Source organism: Xanthobacter versatilis, from assembly GCF_043193975.1.
In the GTDB taxonomy this organism is placed as follows: Bacteria; Pseudomonadota; Alphaproteobacteria; order Rhizobiales; family Xanthobacteraceae; genus Xanthobacter; species Xanthobacter autotrophicus_E.
Genome location: NZ_JBAFVB010000005.1, coordinates 123,252 through 137,120, shown reverse-complemented (window position 1 = coordinate 137,120; position 13,869 = coordinate 123,252). Strand labels below are relative to the sequence as shown.

Below are 13,869 nucleotides of genomic sequence, written 5' to 3'. Positions count from 1 at the left end.
TTTGCCCTGTTGGCTATCGTCCTCTTGGCGATGGTCCTCGTGGTGTCGGCCACGCCTGTGGGCGCCTCCGAGCTCGACGCGCCGATCTCGCCGGCCGGCGCGGTCCAGGTCCGCACCGCCGAGGACGGCGATGGCGCCGCAGGGCCCGGCCGTACGGGATCTGTTCCGCGCGGCAATCCCCTGTGGTCGCTGCCCCTCGACCGGCTCGACGCCACACGGGCGCGGCCGCTCTTTTCGCCCTCGCGGCGCCCGCCGGCCGCGGTCGAGGTCCCGCCGCCACCCGCACCCGCCGCGCCGGTGGCGGCTGCTCCGGCGCGGCCGCGCGTCACCCTCATCGGCACCGTGGTGGGGGTGGGCGACGCCTACGGCATCTTCCTCGATCCGGCGAGCAATGCCGTCGTGCGGCTGCGCACCGGGGAGAGCTTCGAAGGCTGGGTGCTGCGCTCCGTCAGCGTGCGCGACGCGCTGATGCAGAACGGCCGCAACAGCGTGGTGCTGGCGCTTCCGGCTTCAGGGAGCGGCGGCGCGACGCCGGCCGCGCGTGGGCCGGACGGCACCCCTCTGCTGGCGCGCCCGGGCCGTCCGGCCGGCGAGCGGCCCACAGCGCACATCATCGCTCCATACCGGCCACCGCCGGCCCTGTCGGACATCGAATCCAGCCATTGAGGCCTGTGGGCGTCGACCGGGCGCGCCGGGTCGTTCCACCGTCATCCGCAGGTCATGGCCCATGGGGAAAGTGCGCGCCGTCTCCCCCTTTCTGCCGGACCGGACAGGCGCCATCGTGAGCCAGCTTATCGGATTGTTTCCCACCCCCGTCATGCGGGTGCCGGGATTGCTCGAACCGGAGACGGTGGCCGCCCTCGCCGCCGAGGCGCAGGACGCCACTAGCCTCACCAACGCCTATTCCGACCTGCTCTCCCACACCCCGGTGGCGGGGACCGAGGCGAATTCCCTGCACGCGCGGCTCGGCGCGCTGGTGCTGCCCAAGGTGGCAGAGTTCGGCGAGGTGCTGTTCGGCGAGGCGCTGAACTGGCAGATCAAGGAAATCTGGGTGAACGTGCTCGAGCCCGGCGGGCACCAGGCCATCCACACCCACGCCAACAGCTTCATCTCCGGCGTGGTCTATCTGACGCCGGCGCACCCCTCCGCCAACATCGTGTTCCACAAGAGCATCGGCGGCACTGGCTTCCTGTTCGGCAACAGCAATCCCAACGCCCGTATCAATGCCTTCAACGGCGGCAAGTGGGCCATGCCCGAGACGCACGCCGGCGACCTCGTGATGTTCCCGAGCTACCTGCTGCACGAGGTGCCCGCCAATCGCGGCGAACGGCGCATCTCCATCGCCTTCAACGCCATTCCCGACCGGCTCGACAATTTCGGCTACGCCATCCGCTTCGCGTGAGCGGGGGCGCCCCCCTCAGGAGTTTGCAGGACGATGAGACCCGCCCCCGCCATCACCGCGCTGCTCGCCGGCCTTGTCGTCGGCGCCTGCGCGCCTGCGTTCGCCCAGTGCGCATTCGACCAGTCGGTGCCCAATGCCAATGACGTGCTGGGCGAGAGCGAGCCGGCGGTGACCATCGATTTCACCGACGAGTTCGAGCTCCATGAGGTGAAGGTCATCGGGTCGGACAATGCCGAATGGGCCACCGACTGGACCCGCCCCACAGCGCAGGTGCGCCAGACCGCGTTCCGCGTCACCCAGCCCCTGCCGCCGGGCAAATACATGGTGATCTGGAACGGCTATTTCCGCCGCCATTATCACGCTGACGGCGGCTCCATCCCCTTCACCGTGGCGGCGGCGGGCGAGACGCCGACCCCGCATCCGGCGGCAGCGCCGCAAGAAGGCGGCGTGCATCGGGTCGGGCCGGGTTCGCCCTATCGAGTGCTTCTAGGAGGCGGCGCGCCGCAGCCGGCTCGCTGACCGCGCGCTGCCGCGCCATGGCCAGCACCGGCCCATAGGCCGGCTCGAAATCCGGGCTCATGCGCACGATCTCGATGAGGCGCGGGGCCAGCGTCCCGATCACGTCGCGCGGACCGCGCGCGGCCAGCGTCTGCGCCCCAGTTTCCAGATAGGCATTGCGCGCGCGCCAGTAGGCGGCAAGGCGGGCGCGGGCCTGCGGATCCGACCCATCCAGCACCGCCTCGGGCGCGGGGTGGAGCGCGGCGAGGAGGGCCACCAGCCGGTCGGCGGGGGTGTCCGTGCCGGCATAGGCGATGCGGGGTGCATCGGTGGTGACGAGGGGGCGGTCGTCCGTGTTCACCGGCCCCTGCCCGGCGAAGGCGGAAAGCTCCGGCCGGCCGGCGAGATAGAGGCCGAACAGCGAGAAGTCGCCGCTCATGTCCAGCGCGGCAAGCCGCCCGGCGAGGTCCGGATCGGTGATGCGCCGCGCCGCCCAATCGGCGGGATAGGTCTTCGCCTCGCGCCGGCCGATGAGCGCGATCAGGGGCGTCTCCACGCTGAACTGGGCAAGATAGGCGCTGGCATCCGGGAACGTGTCGAGGAAGGTGCGCACGATGATGCGCAACGTGGGCAGGTCCAACTGGTGCAGGGGCAGCCATTGGGCGAACAGCCCGCCCTCCGCCAACCGGTCGCGGATGGCGGCGAAATGCTCTTGAGCATAGAGCGCGCCGGAGCCGTCCACGGACGGATGGTAGAGGTCGGCGACGATCACGTCGTAGCGGCTGCCGGGTGCGCGCACGAAGCGCCGGGCATCGGCCACATGGACGCGCAGGCGCGGGTTGCGGCCGATCTCGCCGGCCGAGGTGCCGAACAGGGGGAAGGTTTCCACCACCTCCGGCACCAGTTCCACCCCGTCCGCCTGGAGGCCGGGATGGGCGCCCGCAGCAGACAGGGTCGCGCCGGTACCGAGGCCTAGGAACAGGGCGCTTTCGGGCGCCGGATGCAGCAGCAGCGGAATGTGCGCCTGCCGGTGGTCGGAGCGCATGGAGGCGCTGCCGCCCATGCGGAAATGGTTGTTCACCTGCAGGTGCCGGTCGCCGGCGCTGTTGGAGATGACGCTGACCGCGGCCATCACCCCGTCGCGGTGCCACACCAGCTCGCCGCCGGGCGGGATGCGCACGAAGCGCAGGGACAGGGGCGCCACCATCAGTGCCGCCGTGGCCGCGCCGACGAGTCCGGCCGCCATGAGGGACCTGCGCGCCAGATCCGGCAGCACAAGGAGATAACCGACGGCGATGATGACGAAGGCGAGCTTGGCGCCGAGCAGCGGCAGCAGCAGCGGGCCGAACAGGATCGGCGCCAGCGCCGCCCCCAGCGTGTTGACGGCGAGCGCGGGACCCACGCCGCCGGCCTTGTCGCTTGCGCGCTGGGCCAGCTCCGTGAACAGGGCGCCCATGGCGATGGTGGGGGGCAGGAAGGCCAGCGCGGCGATGCCCAGCTCGGCGGCAAGCCGGCCTTCGAGCGTGGCGGGAAGCCCCGCCCGTAGCATCTCCAGCATCCGGTCCGACACCCCGAGCAGCACCGCACCGAGGAGGCAGGCGAGGGCGGTCGCCACCACCAGCGGCCGGGTGAGGTCCGCGCCGGGACGCCGCGCGGCGATTGCATTGCGCGCCACGGCGCCGAGGGCCGTTCCGGTGAGGTAGGCGGCGAGCAGGATGGCAAAGGTGTAGATGGTGTTTTCGAGGATTTGGCTCAGCACCCGCACCGTCACCACTTCGTAGCCGATGCCGAGCAGGCCGGTGACGAACAAGGCCATGAGGGGGGCGTGCGCGCGCTCCGTGTCCACGCGAAGAGACGCCGGGGACGCCACCAGCGCCGCGCCTCGTCCGCCCGCGAAGGCGATGAGCAGGGCGGCGCAGGCGAAATTCAGCCCGGCGCAGGCCATCAGCGTCGCTGACAGGCCGAGCGCCGGAATGAGCAGGAAGGCGGTGGCAAGGGTGCCGGCCACGGCGCCCGCCGTATTGGCCGCATAGATCCGCCCCACCGCCCCGCGCGCCACCAGCAGCGGCGCGAGCACGGCTTCCAGCGCCGGAACGGTGGCGCCCATGGCGAGCGTCGCGGGCAGCAGCAGCACGAAGGGCAGGCCGAAGGCCACGGTCCATTGGCGCAGCGGGTCCGCATCCACCGGCACCAGAGCCGGCACCTGCTCGGCGGCCAGCGGCGACAGGAGGATGAGGGCAAGCGCCCATAGGCCGATGACGCATTCCAGCCCGGCGTACCAGGTGGCAGGCGAGCGGCTCGACGCGATGCGGCGGCCGAGGAGCAGGCTGCCGAGGGCAAGGCCCGCGAACAGCGCGGAGACCACGCCCAGCACCGCCACGATCTCATGGCCCAGCGCAACGGCGAGCATCCGCGCCCAGACGATCTCATATCCGAGCCCGGCGAGGCCCGACAGCGCGGCCACGGCGGTGATGGCGCCGATGCGGCGGCCGCTGGTGCCGGCACCGGCGACCTCAGGCGAAATGGCAACAGGCGACGAAGCAGTCATCGTGGCGGTCGAGGCCGGGCGGGTATCGGACACGGGGAACTGGGACATGGGGAACCTGGACTGTGGAAAAAAGCGAGCCGGGGGCCGTGAAGGCCCCCGGCGTTACGCGGTCCCAAGATCGGGTCCGGACCGGCGGGCCGAAGCGCGCCGGTTCAACCTCACTTCTTCAGCGCGACGGCCATGGCGCCGTTGGTCTCCACCAGCAGCTTGGGCTGGTCGGCGACGCGGATGAAGATGGGGTTGGTGTGGAACCACAGGTCCGCCCAGCCGGCCACGTCGTAGCTGGAGAGCTTCACGCCGTCGCGCACCACCATGTGCGAGGGGCAGGCGGCGTCGGTGCAGGGCACGAACGGGCCCTGGTCGGCGTTCAGCGGATCCCAGTCGTTCAGGGGGTTGCCCTTGGCGTCGGTCTCGGCCGGGGTGGACGGCGGCAGGTTGCTGCCGAGGGTCCGGACATACATGTTGTTCTGCACGTTCGAGATCGTCACCACCATGGTCCGCTTCTGGCCGTTCACGGTCCAGTTGTTCGGGCCGAAGGAGGCGTAGATGCTGGCGGTGGGGTTGGTGGCGTTGGTGTAGTTGGCGCTGTCGGCGGCGACGACGCCGGTGACGTTGCCCTTGATGAACTGCACCTGGCGCAGGGTCGGCCGGTTCAGGGGCTCCTGAATGCCGATCTGGGCGAGCGAGGGGTTGTTGAAGCTGTAGGGCGAGTTGTTCTTGGTGGTGGGCAGGTTCACCTCGAGGGTGAGCTTGACCGAACGGCCACGCGGAACCACCAGCGTCTGGCCCATCTTGGCGGTGCCGGCGGCCGCATAGCCGATGACCTCGGCCTTGTAGGTCAGCTCGCCGGTGATCAGGTCGCCCTGCACCGAGTAGGAATTGCCGGAGCGCACGCCGTCGACGATCACGTTCGGGCGCAGGGTGGTGCCGGCCGCAGGGCGCGGCAGGTACAGCTTCTGGTATTCGCCGGGATAGAAATCCTGGGTCGAGGCGGCTTCATAGATGCTGAAGGAGCCGCGGTTGTGCCAGTCGGAGCTGGCATAGAAGAACCAGTTGCGGCCTTCTCCCAGCATGGCGTCCCACAGGCCGCCGATCTTGGCGGCGTAGATGCCGGTGCCGCCGAAGGTGGTCACGCCCACCGAATCGCAGCCTGTGCCGCAGAAGCCGGCGCGGTATTCGCCGCGATTGTTGGCGGCCTGGTGGCCCGGCTGGCTCTCGAAGCCGACGGCGACGGTCGGGCCCGCATTGTTGAAGTCGCGGAAGTGCTCGACGTTGAAGCCGTTGTTGCCGTTCGGGTTGAACACGCCGGCGCGCTCAACGTGGGCAGGCACGTAGTAGCTGTCGAGGGGATAGTATTTCTGCAGCCACTGGACGGAGGGAACCGCCTTGTTCTTGTGGTTCGCCGTGCCCGAGCCGGAGCCGGAGGCGTTCGCCACCTTGCCTTCCCAGGTGTGGTTCGGAGCGCCCTTGGAGAAATCGGTGTCCGAGCGGTCGAAGCGGTATTCGAACTCGGCCACGCCGGTGGCGTCGCCGGTGTCGCCACCGAAATTCTGCGGCTTCTGGTTGCCGATCACGGTCATCGAGGTGTGCTCGTGGCCGGGCACGTTGGTTTCGATGCCGGCATAGAGCATGGGCCGGTTGAGCTCCTTCGCGAGGCGCGCGAGCTCGGGATAGATGATCTCCTCGGCGCTCTGCCAGCGCCACATGGAGCGATGGCCCTGCGACATGGCCACGTCGCCCTTGACCTGGGTCACCGGCGCCACGTCCCAGAACTTGCCGGTGCCGGTGGTGGAGCCGTCACCCTCGGGATCGTCGATGCGGCAGTCGCGCGGGCTCGAGCCGCCGTGGTCGGCAGCGCCGAGCCATTCCAGGCCGTAGCTCTGAACCGCCTTCTTCACCATGGTCTCGACCGACGAGCGGCCGTCCGAGCATGGCGTGTGGTTATGGAAGTCGCCGGCCATGTAGCTGTCGGCGAACGCCGGGGTAGACGGCAGCGCCATCCCACCGGCCACGGCGAGGACCGAGGCCCCCGCAATCAGTTGATGCGCCAGCACCGCGCTTTTCATTCTCCAACCCCTTTGAATGAAACGGACGTCCAGAATCCGCTGGCGCTCTACTATCGGTGTTCTGTGACTGCCTGCTGAAGCTTTGATGACGCGGGGAAAGGTGAGCCGAATAACTGGATTGTCGCATCCGCGGGAAAACACGCCGCGCTGTCATCAACGCGACACCACCCGTTCGGTAGGTCATGCGCCTCAACAGGAAGTCGCAGCCGGAACGCGAGCCATCGAGCGCTTGCTGGCATCCGTGCAGGGTCGGTGCGGGGGACGGGATTTGACGTCATCGGGTTTGGAGCCGGACGCACGAGCGGCCGATGCGAAGAAGCGCGTTTGGGGCGTGCCTGGCTTTCTCCGGCGCCTCGTGCGTGAGCCGCTGGTGCAGTTCATGGTGCTGGGCGCGGTGATCTTCGCGGTGCATGCCGCCACCACGCCCTCGGTCAGCAAGGAGCGGCTCATCGAAGTGACGCCCGCGGTGCGCCAGTCCATCGTGGATGCCTTCAAGGCCTCCCACGAGGGGCGCGAGCCGGGCGCCGACGAGCTCGCCAAGCTGATCGACCTGTGGCTGCTGAACGAGATCACCTTCCGTGAGGCGCTGGCGCAGGGCCTCGACAAGGGCGACGAGATGATCCGCGACCGCATCACCCACAAGATGCGCCTGCTCATCTTCAACGGCGTCGACGTGAACGAGCCGACCCGCGCCGAGCTGAGCGCGTGGTATGAGAAGCGCCGCGCTGCCTACGACATTCCCGACCTTGTCAGCTTCATCGCGGTGCCCTTCACCGGCGCCGACGCGGAAGCCCAGAGCCGCGCCGTTCTGGACGAGATCCGCGCCGGCACCGAGCCCGAGGACGTGCAGCTGCGCGCCCTCATCTTCGGTCAGCGGCCGCGGCAGACACTGGAGCCTTCCTTCGGCAAGGCGTTCGTGGACCAGATCGTCGCCGGCCCCTCGGGGGAGTGGCGGGTGCTGTCCTCGGACGCGGGCTGGTACGTGGTGCGCCTCGACAGTTTCGTGCCCGGCCGCCGGGTGGAGCTGGACGAGGTCAGCTCCCAGGTGGCACAGGCGTGGAAGGACGAGCGCCGGCGCGTGCTCGCCATCGCCGCCACCCGCGACCTCGGCAAGGCCTATGTGATCCGGCGCGACGACGCACCGGCGGGCGGCAACCCATGAGCGGAACAGGCAATTCCGGTGTCCGGCGTCGCCCCTTCGCGGTGCTGGGCAGCCTGGCCGCCGCGCTGCTGTGCCTCGCGCTCGCGCTGCTGGTGCCGGCCGCGGCGTCGCGGGCGCACGAGGCCACCATGGCGGTGATCACCTTGCGTGAGATTGCGCCGGGCCGCTTCATCGGCCAGTGGACCATGCCGCCGGTGGATATGACGCTGCAGCCGATCTTCCCGCCCCACTGCACCTGGGAGCCGCCGGAGCTGGTGTGCGGCGCCCGTGGCCTGACCGGCCAGCTGAGCTTCATGGGCCTCGGCAGCAAGCAGTCGGTCGCCACCATCCGGGTCATCCCCCACGAGGGACCCATGGAGGTCTATACGGTGAGCGCCGCCAAGCCCACCGTGATGGCCGCCCGCGATCCGGGCACCGACCTTGCCGTGTGGCGGGACCTGGCCGAGACCTATGTCAATCTCGGCATCGACCACATCCTGCGCGGCATCGACCACCTGTTGTTCGTGCTCGGCCTGATCTGGCTGGTGAAGGGCGGCTGGAAGCTGGTGAAAACCATCACCGCCTTCACGGTGGGCCACTCGCTCTCGCTCGCCGCCGCCACCTTCGGCCTGGTGGGCGTGCCGGAACGCCCACTCAATGCCGCCATCGCCCTCTCCATCGTGTTCGTGGGCGTGGAGATCGTGAAGCTGCAGCGCGGGGAGGTGGGCCTGACGGCGCGCTATCCCTGGACCGTCGCGTTCGCCTTCGGGCTGTTGCACGGGCTGGGATTTGCCACCGCGCTCACGGCGCTGGGCATTCCGCAGGCGACGCTGCCCATCGCGCTCCTGTTCTTCAACGTCGGCGTGGAAATCGGCCAGCTCTCCTTCGTGGCGGTGGTGCTGGCGCTGTTGTGGGCCCACCGGCAGGCGCAGGCGCTGCTGCCGCGCTGGGGCGCCGCCATCCCGGCCTATGTGATCGGCTCGGTGGCCTCCTACTGGTTCCTGCTGCGGATCTGATTTCGGTGCCAGCCGACACCACGCCTCTGAGAGGAAAGAGCAGATGAAACGCCTCGTTCCGAACGCCACCGCGCTGGTGGCGTTCCTGTTCGCCGCCATCCCGCTGGCGCCCGCTTTCGCCCACACCGGGACCGGCGTCTCACTCGGCCTCCTGAGCGGCTTCATGCACCCCCTCTCCGGCGCCGACCATCTGGTGGCCATGGTAGCGGTGGGCCTGTGGGGCGCGCAGCTCGGCAATCCCGCCATCTGGGTGCTGCCGGTGACCTTCCCATTGGTGATGGCCGTGGGCGGCCTGCTCGGGGTGCTCGGCGTCCCGCTGCCGGCGGTGGAGCCGGTGATCGCTGTGTCGGGGATCGCCCTGGGCCTGATGGTGGCGCTCAGCGCCCGCCCGCCTTTGTGGGTGGCCGCCGTCATGGTGGGGGTGTTCGCCATCTTCCATGGCTATGCCCATGGCCGCGAGCTGCCCGAGGCGGCGGACGCGGTGGCCTATGCGGTGGGCTTCGTCGGGGCCACCGGCCTGCTCCACCTGTCGGGCATTCTCATCGGCGTGCTGGTGGGCTGGGAAGCCGGCGCCAGGGTGGTGCGCGCCTGTGGCGCCGCCATCGGCTGCGTCGGAGTCTATTTCCTGCTCGCCGCCGTGGGTGTCATCGAATGAAACGCTGGCTTCGCCTTCTCGCCGCGGCAGCAGCGCTCGCTCTCGCGCCCACCGCGGCCCACGCCCATCTGGTGGATACGCGGCTCGGCGATTTCTACAGCGGCGCGCTTCATCCGCTCACCGACCTGCAGCAGGTGCTGCCCTGGATGGCCTTGGCGGTGCTCGCCGCCTTCCAGGGGGCGCAGCGGGCGCGCTGGATCATCCTGGTGTTTCCGCTGGCCCTTGCCGTCGGCGGGGTGGCTTCGCTTTATGTCCCGCTGCCGGCCTTCGCGCCGTTCCTCGGGCTCGCGCTGGTGGCGGTCACGGGCCTTGCCGTGGCGGCTGCGGCGCGCCTGCCGCTGGGCGTGCTGCTCGCAATCGCGGTGGTGATGGGCCTGTTGCACGGCGCGCAGAACGGCGCAGCCATGGTGGCGACCACCGACCGGGTGCTGTTCCTCTCCGGCATGACCGCCATCGGCTATGGGGTGATCACGCTCGCCACCGGGAGCGCCATCGCCTTCCTGCACGGCGCGGCGTGGCGGCCTATCGCGCTCCGGGCTGGCGGCAGCTGGGTGGCGGCGGTGGGCATCATGGTGCTCGGCCTCAATCTGGTGCGCCCCGTCGCGGGGTGAGGGCGGGCGCGCCCGCTGGCCTCGGGTGCGTGCCGTCAGCCGGCCACGTTGAAATGGATGGAAGCTCGGCTAAGCTTGATCCCCAATGCCGAATCGCGGTTGCAGAGGGGAAAGGCGAATTGCCGCATTTCAATTCTTCGGCCATATCGCGGGCCGAATACAACCCGAAGACGCGGGTCCTGTCGATCTGGTTCACCGATGGCGGCGGGCCGTACGATTACGATCGCGTGCCCCTGTTCGTGTATGAGGGCCTGTGCCGGGCCGGGTCGAAGCGCAGCTTTTTCAAGACCTACATCCTGGACCAGTACACCGCCCGCTAGGGCATTTCCCGCGCGGACCAGCTCACGGTCGTCACTCTAATATATTGTTTTAACGTGCATTTTCCCCGCGAACCTGTTTCCACTTCGCGCGACACCGCTGCAAGGCAGGCCCTGATCCCCCTAATCCTCGGCCCTGAAACTGAAAAAGCCCCGGACCGGCCGGGGCTTTTTCATGTGTGAAAGACCAGTCGTATCAGCCGCCGGCCACCGGCAGTGGGATGGGCGCGGGGCCGAGCGCCGTACGGCGGGACGAGGCGGCGGAGGTGCGTTCGGCCACCCGGTCGGCGTAGGGCAGCTCCAGCCGCTCCCACACATCGGTGAGCGCCTTGGCCAGATGGGCGATCAGCGCGTCGTCGTGGAACGGGGTGGGGGTGATGCGCAGCCGCTCGGTGCCGCGGGGCACGGTGGGATAGTTGATGGGTTGGATATAGATGCCGTACTCGGCGAGCAGCAGGTCGCTCGCCATCTTGCAGGCCTTGGCGTCGCCCACCATCACCGGGACGATGTGGGTGGGGGTGTCCATCTGCGGCAGGCCGGCGGCGGCGAGGGCGCGCTTGACCTTGGCCACCTGGGCGCGCTGGCCGTCGCGTTCCGCCTGCGAATTCTTCAGGTGCCGCACCGAGGCGGCAGCCGCCGCCGCGACCGCCGGGGGCAGCGCGGTGGTGAAGATGAAGCCCGGCGCATAGGAGCGCACCGCGTCGATGATCAGGCGCTTGCCGGTAATGTAGCCGCCGACCACGCCAAAGGCCTTGCCCAGCGTGCCCTCGATCACGTCCACCTTGTGCATGACGCCGTCGCGCTCGGCCACGCCGCCGCCGCGCTCGCCATACATGCCCACGGCGTGGACTTCATCGAGATAGGTCATGGCGCCGTAGCGCTCGGCCAGCTCGCAGATGGCGCCGATGGGGGCGATGTCGCCGTCCATGGAATAGACGCTCTCGAACACCACCAGCTTGGGCCGGTCGCCGGCGGCCTTGAGCAGCTCTTCCAGGTGCTCAAGGTCGTTGTGGCGGAAGATGGCCTTCTGCCGCCCGCCGTGGCGCACGCCCTCGATCATGGAATTGTGGTTGAGCTCGTCGGAGATCACCACGCAGTCGGGGATCAGCTTGACGATGGTGGAGATGCCGGTGGCATTGGAAATGTAGCCGGAGGTGAAGACGAGGCCGGATTCCTTGCCGTGCAGGTCGGCCAGCTCGCGCTCCAGCATCACGATCTCGTGGCTGTTGCCCGAGATGTTGCGGGTACCGCCGGCGCCGGCGCCGCGCGCTTTCGCCGCATCGCACATGGCGGCGACCACGTCGGGATGGCTGCCCATGCCCAGATAGTCGTTGGAGCACCACACCACGATGTCGCGCGGGCCACCGGGCGAATGCCAGACGGCGCGCGGGAAGTGGCGCGCGTCACGCTCGATCTCGGCGAAGGTCCGATAGCGGCGCTCCTTGCGCAGGGCGTCGATGGCGTCGGCAAAAAAGCTGTCGTAGTTCATTCCGAACCCTGCGGCGACTGAGCGACTGGGTGCGGCTCCGAGGAGCCGTTCCTCATTGTTATAAGGTTATCGCGGCACCTTGCTCCTTGTATTGATACCAATCAAGAGGCGAGCAGGACGCGCGGCGATCCGGCGCAAGGCGGTGTGCGGAGCAAAAGATTACCGCATTGCAGCATCTTGGACGGGGCAGCCCGGGACAACGCGCGGCAGCCCTTGGCCGCCCCGCGCTGTCCGGTCCCGCCGATGCAGCCGGGGCGTGCTACTTCACGTCCACGGGCAGGAAGGCGAAGGGCTGGGCCGGCTCGAAGTGCCCAGCCGCATTGCCCGAATAGACCTTGCCGCCGGTCAGCGTCAGCTTCTTCACCGGCGCCCCGGCCTTGAGGTCGAGACTGTCGAGGGGCACCCAGAAGCTGTTGGGGCTGGTGGCGGAATCGAAGAAATAGACGTGGTCCTTCTGGTCGCTCACCGTTCGCCACAGGGTGGAGGCGATGTTCGGCTCGCCGGGCGTGGTGAGGCCCAGCGGCACGCTCACCGAGCGCATCACGCTGGCGACGCTGGCCACCGCCTGGTTGGCATAGGTGCCCTCCGGCACGGCGGTGAGGATGGCCGGGGCGGCCTGCGTCGGAATGGCCTTGATGAAGAAGCTGGCGCGGGCGAAGCGGTCGGCCGCCCGGTTGGTGCCGGGCAGGAACACCGTGCCGCCGATCTGCTGCCAGTAGCTGTTCAGCGCCAGCTGCTGGTCGAACGACGGCGAATTGGTCATCACCTGGTATTGGCGGCCATGGTGGACCACCAGCTTGCCGCCCAGATATTCGAAGATGGCGCTGTCGCCGGAGGGATCGGAGATGGCGAGGTGCAACTGTGCGCCCGCGCCATTGGGCAGGTTCGCCGTCACCACCACGAACGGCTCGGCGGACAGCGCCGTCACCGCCTCGCTCACGGTGGCGAAATTGTCGAGCACATATTGCGCCCACAGGCTGATGGAGAGGGCGGGGCGGCCATCGGGCTTGGCATATTCGGATTCGGCCAGATAGAGCAGGTTGGCGACGAGGCCTTTCTCGTTCATGCCGTCTGCCGTGCCCACGTCATAGCCGGAGGCGATGAGGCTGCCGTATTTGGCCACCCATTTCGGGGTGTTGGCGCCCGCTGCGCCGCTGCGTGCCATGCCCGCCGGGAACGCCCAGAGATTGGTGCGCATGTCTTCCGCCCAGTCCATGGACCGGCCGGTGATGACCACGCCATCGGAGCCCAGATAGACCGCGCGGGTGCAGGCTTGCGCGACCCCGGCGCCAAGGCCTGCGACATAGAGTGCGGCGGCGGCGAGCGCGGCGGTGCGGATGGACTTGAATGTGAGGGGAGCGCGCGTAAGCGGCATGACCGTCTCCGGTTGGGCGGCCGGATTATTTTTTGAGCGTGCTGCCGGAGCCTGAGGCTCCGGCAGCACCGCATCGACCGCCGGATAGACGGCTGAAAGAGATACCGGCTCCGCCCACACAGCAAGGCGGAGCCGGTCATCCATGCCCTGTCTGCCCCGAAAAGACATGGACAAGAGGGAGATAACCACTACCCCCGGCTGGATTCTCTGAGATGGATCAAATTTCGCGGAAGCCGGTCAGATTTTTGCTATGGACAAAAGTCGTAGCCAGCTTGGCCGCACGCAATAGGGAACCGCGCCGCCGGCGCACGACATTCGCAACGCGCCTCAGGCGCCTGGAGAGACGATGCTCGATAAAGAGGCCCATATGCCGGACGAGGTCCCGGTGATCCGGACCATCGCCATGCCGGCGGACACCAATCCCAACGGCGATATTTTCGGCGGCTGGCTGATGTCGCAGATGGACCTTGCCGCTGGCAACGTGGCGGCGCGGCGCTCGCGCGGGCGCGCGGCCACGGTGGCGGTGGAGGCCATGAGCTTCCTGTCGCCGGTGGCGGTGGGCGACGAGGTGAGCCTGTTCGCCCGCGTCGCCAAGCTGGGCCGCACCTCCATGCGCATCGAGGTGGAGGCCTGGCGTCGCGCCCGCGCCAGCGAGCAGACCACCAAGGTGACGGAAGCCGTCTTCACCTTCGTCGCCATCGACGAGGAGGGCCGCCCCCGCCCCATCCCGCAGGACGAGGGCTGACAGGCG

The 13,869-nt window shown here is 68.9% G+C and carries 12 protein-coding genes and 1 pseudogene; 9 read left to right on the top strand and 4 right to left on the bottom strand.

Annotation, left to right across the window (positions count from 1 at the left end; genetic code table 11):
- Window positions 1–24 precede the first annotated feature (24 nt).
- From V5F66_RS11960 to V5F66_RS11950, 3 genes and pseudogenes are all read left to right on the top strand, one after another.
- Window positions 25–666 carry a hypothetical protein gene (locus V5F66_RS11960; protein ID WP_394052260.1) on the top strand — a complete coding sequence of 214 codons (642 nt, stop codon included), beginning with the start codon at window positions 25–27 and terminating at the stop codon, window positions 664–666.
- Between the two features lie 115 nt (window positions 667–781).
- Window positions 782–1,402, top strand: coding sequence for a TIGR02466 family protein (locus V5F66_RS11955; RefSeq protein WP_394093928.1), 621 nt, complete (start codon window positions 782–784; stop codon window positions 1,400–1,402).
- Between the two features lie 33 nt (window positions 1,403–1,435).
- Window positions 1,436–1,732, top strand: a pseudogene (locus V5F66_RS11950) (copper resistance CopC family protein); the annotation flags it as partial.
- Window positions 1,733–1,784: 52 nt separating this feature from the next.
- Here V5F66_RS11950 and V5F66_RS11945 read toward each other — a convergent pair.
- Together V5F66_RS11945 and V5F66_RS11940 are read right to left on the bottom strand one after the other, a co-directional pair.
- Complete coding sequence (locus V5F66_RS11945) at window positions 1,785–4,496, bottom strand: fused MFS/spermidine synthase (protein ID WP_394093927.1); 2,712 nt, start codon at window positions 4,494–4,496, stop codon at window positions 1,785–1,787.
- A 110-nt stretch (window positions 4,497–4,606) separates the two neighbouring features.
- Window positions 4,607–6,514 carry a putative signal peptide gene (locus V5F66_RS11940; RefSeq protein WP_012114145.1) on the bottom strand — a complete coding sequence of 636 codons (1,908 nt, stop codon included), beginning with the start codon at window positions 6,512–6,514 and terminating at the stop codon, window positions 4,607–4,609.
- Window positions 6,515–6,845: 331 nt separating this feature from the next.
- Between V5F66_RS11940 and V5F66_RS11935 the strand changes: the two genes are divergently transcribed.
- From V5F66_RS11935 to V5F66_RS11915, 5 genes are all read left to right on the top strand, one after another.
- Complete coding sequence (locus tag V5F66_RS11935; RefSeq protein WP_393999387.1) at window positions 6,846–7,676, top strand: peptidyl-prolyl cis-trans isomerase; 831 nt, start codon at window positions 6,846–6,848, stop codon at window positions 7,674–7,676.
- On the top strand, window positions 7,673–8,671 hold the full coding sequence (locus V5F66_RS11930; protein WP_394093926.1) for a HupE/UreJ family protein: 999 nt from the start codon (window positions 7,673–7,675) through the stop codon (window positions 8,669–8,671). Before V5F66_RS11935 ends, V5F66_RS11930 begins: the two co-directional genes overlap by 4 nt.
- 43 nt (window positions 8,672–8,714) lie before the next feature.
- Entirely contained in the window at window positions 8,715–9,326 is a 612-nt protein-coding gene (locus V5F66_RS11925; RefSeq protein WP_394007173.1) for a HupE/UreJ family protein, read from the top strand.
- Entirely contained in the window at window positions 9,323–9,937 is a 615-nt protein-coding gene (locus tag V5F66_RS11920; protein ID WP_012114149.1) for a HupE/UreJ family protein, read from the top strand. The genes V5F66_RS11925 and V5F66_RS11920 overlap by 4 nt, the downstream gene beginning before the upstream one ends.
- A 119-nt stretch (window positions 9,938–10,056) precedes the next feature.
- Window positions 10,057–10,257, top strand: coding sequence for a KTSC domain-containing protein (locus tag V5F66_RS11915; protein WP_041575401.1), 201 nt, complete (start codon window positions 10,057–10,059; stop codon window positions 10,255–10,257).
- A 193-nt stretch (window positions 10,258–10,450) separates the two neighbouring features.
- Here the strand turns inward: V5F66_RS11915 and hemA are convergent, their stop codons facing one another.
- Both hemA and V5F66_RS11905 read right to left on the bottom strand, forming a co-directional pair.
- Window positions 10,451–11,743, bottom strand: a complete 1,293-nt coding sequence (gene hemA / locus V5F66_RS11910; protein WP_012114151.1) for a 5-aminolevulinate synthase — start codon at window positions 11,741–11,743, stop codon at window positions 10,451–10,453.
- Window positions 11,744–12,002: 259 nt separating this feature from the next.
- The gene (locus tag V5F66_RS11905) at window positions 12,003–13,118 is read right to left on the bottom strand and encodes a linear amide C-N hydrolase (protein ID WP_394093925.1); all 1,116 of its coding nucleotides are present in this window, start codon (window positions 13,116–13,118) and stop codon (window positions 12,003–12,005) included.
- A gap of 346 nt (window positions 13,119–13,464) precedes the next feature.
- Between V5F66_RS11905 and V5F66_RS11900 the strand changes: the two genes are divergently transcribed.
- Window positions 13,465–13,863, top strand: coding sequence for an acyl-CoA thioesterase (locus V5F66_RS11900; RefSeq protein ID WP_012114153.1), 399 nt, complete (start codon window positions 13,465–13,467; stop codon window positions 13,861–13,863).
- Window positions 13,864–13,869: the final 6 nt, after the last annotated feature.

Coding starts and splice junctions, on each gene's coding strand:
- V5F66_RS11945 (WP_394093927.1), bottom strand. CDS start 4,496: ATGTCCCAGTTCCCCGTGTCCGATACCCGCCCGGCCTCGACCGCCACG.
- V5F66_RS11940 (WP_012114145.1), bottom strand. CDS start 6,514: ATGAAAAGCGCGGTGCTGGCGCATCAACTGATTGCGGGGGCCTCGGTC.
- V5F66_RS11930 (WP_394093926.1), top strand. CDS start 7,673: ATGAGCGGAACAGGCAATTCCGGTGTCCGGCGTCGCCCCTTCGCGGTG.
- V5F66_RS11925 (WP_394007173.1), top strand. CDS start 8,715: ATGAAACGCCTCGTTCCGAACGCCACCGCGCTGGTGGCGTTCCTGTTC.
- V5F66_RS11920 (WP_012114149.1), top strand. CDS start 9,323: ATGAAACGCTGGCTTCGCCTTCTCGCCGCGGCAGCAGCGCTCGCTCTC.
- hemA (WP_012114151.1), bottom strand. CDS start 11,743: ATGAACTACGACAGCTTTTTTGCCGACGCCATCGACGCCCTGCGCAAG.
- V5F66_RS11905 (WP_394093925.1), bottom strand. CDS start 13,118: ATGCCGCTTACGCGCGCTCCCCTCACATTCAAGTCCATCCGCACCGCC.
- V5F66_RS11900 (WP_012114153.1), top strand. CDS start 13,465: ATGCTCGATAAAGAGGCCCATATGCCGGACGAGGTCCCGGTGATCCGG.